At 46.7% G+C, this 3,621-nt stretch carries 3 protein-coding genes; 1 reads left to right on the top strand and 2 read right to left on the bottom strand.

What is annotated here, in order from left to right:
• On the bottom strand, positions 1–1,781 hold a 1,781-nt coding region (locus H6F50_RS04150; RefSeq protein WP_190426643.1), incomplete at its 3' end, for a potassium transporter TrkA.
• A gap of 508 nt (positions 1,782–2,289) precedes the next feature.
• A complete protein-coding gene (locus H6F50_RS04155; protein ID WP_190426645.1) occupies positions 2,290–2,643 on the bottom strand; it encodes a DOPA 4,5-dioxygenase family protein in 354 nt (117 codons plus the stop codon).
• A 535-nt stretch (positions 2,644–3,178) separates the two neighbouring features.
• Here H6F50_RS04155 and H6F50_RS04160 point away from each other — a divergent pair.
• On the top strand, positions 3,179–3,621 hold a 443-nt coding region (locus H6F50_RS04160), incomplete at its 3' end, for a peroxidase family protein (RefSeq protein ID WP_347277133.1).

A 3,621-nucleotide genomic window follows, 5' to 3' on the forward strand; every position in this document is an offset into this window, starting at 1 on the left:
CAACGATAGCCAATTGCCGATTCACCACGTTGCTTGGCGGCTTCAACAACTGTGTAAAAATTAACGGGATGATCGAGCGCAACATACTCACCGACAGGCTTAAGATAAATTTCTGAGCCTTCAGGACTAAAGAGATCGGCAAACACAGCATTGAGGCTTTTCTGTTCGGAAACTTGAGCCAGCAGCCGACTAACAATTTGCTCGCTGATGACAAAATCATCCGGGCGAGCCACTTGTGCCAAGGCTTGATTTCGCAAATCTAAAATTTCCGTGACAACCTGAAAATTGCACTTATAGCGATCGGCAATATCCCGCAGATAAAGCAATGTAATCAAGATTTGAGCATCCGCTTGCTCTGGTTCTAAGTCAGTATTGCAGAGTACGAGAACATGGTTGTATTTAGTTAAATCGAGGCTTTCTAATACCTGACGCTCGGTAGGATTTCCCTGAGAATATCGCACAGTCTGTTGTTGTAAGTTGAGCGATTCAGCAGATACGACCTCAGCCTCTGGAAACTCAGCAACGACTGTAACGGTGGAGCCGGGGGCAACGTAACGATCGAGTAGTTGAATAATGGTAGAAATGCGGTTATTCCATCCCAAAATTAAAGTGTTTTCTGCGGCGGCGATCGCATTTTTCTCTTTAACTTGAATCGCTTGACGATCGATAGGGATATTAGATAGTTGAGACAGATGAATGGTACTGTCATCTTCGCTAATCAAAACAAGTTGTTCGTTGGGTTGTAACGACCTGTCGATCGGTGGATTAAGCTGGATCGTCCCATCAGCGTGTTTAATTCCCAGTACCGCAGAATCGTTGTAGGCTAAAAGCGCATCGCCGTAAGTCTTTCCTTGTAAAGTTGGTTCTGCTTTGATATAAATTTCATTCCCACTAAAGTCAAGTAGCTCCATGTAAACCGTTGATAAGCCTGATTGACGACAGGTTTGCACGACGATCCGCGAGATGAGATCGTTAGTCAGTAAAACCTCTATGTCGTTGCGTCCGATTAGACTAACAACGTCGGAACTCTTGGGGTCTTGAACTTGAGCAACGATGTGATAAGGCTGGGATACGCTGCGCGGAATACTGGTAATTGCCAGCAGAGTTTTTATGAGTTGAATATCAGCATGGGCATTGGATGAGCTTAGAATCACGATTGAGCGTGCCGTTTGGACATTCACCATCCCTAAGTCAGTAATATTGCTGGGACTACCCGTGCGACAAACTAAGCGAATTTTAGAACGTTTACCCAAGATATTAGAAAGGGTATCTTCCATCTGTACTTTGTCCTCTTCACTGAGAATGACAATGCAAGTACCGGGTCGATTGGCATTAGCAAGGGTGAGTTCTGAGATGAGGGTAAATACTTGCAGCGACCAACCCAAAATTACAATGTGATCGGTTTCAACGACACGGGAACGTCCTTTCCGTAAGTCTTCTAGCTTCGTATCAATGCCGCTACTGAGAATGCCGATTAGGGTACTGATGATGAAGATACCGCCAAAGGTGACAAAGAGCATCGCAAACCGAAATAGCCAGCCTGTATCGCCGCCCATTGCGCCTGAGTCTAGAGTCCGCATGAAAACGCTCCAAATCGCTTCTAGAGGATGAAGGCGATCGCTTCCTTCCGGCGCAACTCCGGTGATGCTGACCAAGAACCCCATTAAAAAGATAAAGGCTAGAGAGGTCAAGGCTAATCCGCCAATCAGAGCAACAGTACCTCTAGCCATGAAATTATCGAACCCGTAGCGGACGCGCTCTGAAAGCGTAATTTTACTCATCTTGATGGAAGTTTCCTTGCTGCGATGACAAATAGTTTTAGGTGAGGGAGCGGAACTCCTAATTTTGGATGAATTTCAGGTTCCCTAGTACCTTTCGGTAATCTATATAAGTATTCCCAGATTTACTGGCACTACAGCTATTTTTTGAAAGTTTGTTACGAACGGCTGAGCTGCGTACCTTTTTAGTAGAAGCGATCGCACGTTGCAAAGAATCAATTATTGACCGGATGAAACCCAGGAATATTATGAGGAGTTACTGTCGCTCGAAGACAAAATAGATAGCTTAGTGTACCGTCACAACTCACAAATGAAGCAAGCTAATTGCCTACGGAAACCAACTTCTGGTACACGATCAGATGCTGAGCGATCGCTCTCAGTTTAGGTACCGAACTGGGCGAGAGGTGTGAAAAGGGGGCTAGCCTTCACTTTGTGAATGGGAGTGAGATCGCCTCATAACACCCTTATTAGAGGCGATAGACAACTGCGATCGCCACTAGCTGTCTAATTATTAGCTGATTCCAATCGCCCTTAGGATCTCGATATTCAGCTCTAGCTTCTCTCCCAACCACAGAGAACGATCGGTGTGGTCTCCCACATCATCGCCTGTTGAGGGGTGGACGAGAATATCCAATCCCTCACGATTGAGCATTAACCAGGGGACAACCTTACCAAATTGCTCTGGTAAGAATGCAACTTGATACATCGCCTTTGGGTGTGGACCAATCGGTTTATCATGCCAACGTCCGAGTTGCACTTCAAAAGACGCGCCCAATCCTTCACGTACACGCGCCGCCGCATCACGACTGGAAGTATCGAAGTAGATATGAGCATGAAAACCCGTAATCTGGGCAGTATCTTTCATAGCGCTTAGCTCCACTTTATCTAGGCGTCAACTAATCGTAACGGTAGATATTCCTCTGTGGCAGGCAATACTTGCATCATAACTGACACTCTTGTCCGTCTAGTGCGATCGCCCTTTGCCGTAGGTTGGGTTGACAGAAGGAAACTCAACCTACGGCAAAGTTTGATCCAATTCCATAATGAACAATCAGTGCGATCGCAATGAGTACACTGTGGTAGTAACTTAACAAACCTAATAGAGTTGCGATCTGCGCGACGCTTCGGTAACGCCTGCCGTAGGATGCAAGGGAAAGCTGTAGGGCGAATGCAGCAGCGCGGGACTACATCCCACTTCGCTAACGCGATCGCACTCTTGGTTTATTGGTAATTAACTAATTGTTGCAAATCACAAATTCATTGTTTCAAATCATAACGTTGATTATATTTCTCTTCGATTATTTGTTCATCGATTATTCCAGTAATTACTATGTGCTATTTGTTGGCAATACCCGCAGTACATCAAAAAATCGACCCACACATCTTGATAGGAAAATAGTATGAGCAGCGGAAGCGGATGCCCGTTTACGGGCGGCGGTCAGAAATCTCAGCCTCGTCATAGGCCGTCGCACCGAGACTGGTGGCCGAATTATTTGAATCTGAGCATCCTCCATCAGCACACACTCCAGGCCAATCCTATGGGTGAGGCGTTCAACTATGCTGAGGAGTTCAAGAGTCTTGACTTAGCTGCCTTGAGGGCAGATATCTATGAGCTGATGACCACCTCCCAGGACTGGTGGCCAGCCGACTACGGCCATTATGGGCCGCTCTTCATTCGGATGGCTTGGCACAGCGCCGGCACGTATCGTATTGGCGACGGTCGTGGCGGCGCGGGTTCGGGTAGCCAGCGGTTTGAACCCCTCAACAGTTGGCCTGACAATGCCAACCTCGACAAAGCGCGTATGTTGCTTTGGCCCATCAAGCAGAAATACGGCAAGAAAAT

The sequence above is a fragment of the Coleofasciculus sp. FACHB-712 genome (assembly GCF_014695635.1).
GTDB lineage: Bacteria > Cyanobacteriota > Cyanobacteriia > Cyanobacteriales > FACHB-T130 > FACHB-T130.

What these genes read in the sequence shown, in the direction of transcription:
- H6F50_RS04155 (WP_190426645.1), bottom strand. Translation starts at nt 2,643, where the DNA reads ATGAAAGATACTGCCCAGATTACGGGTTTTCATGCTCATATCTACTTC.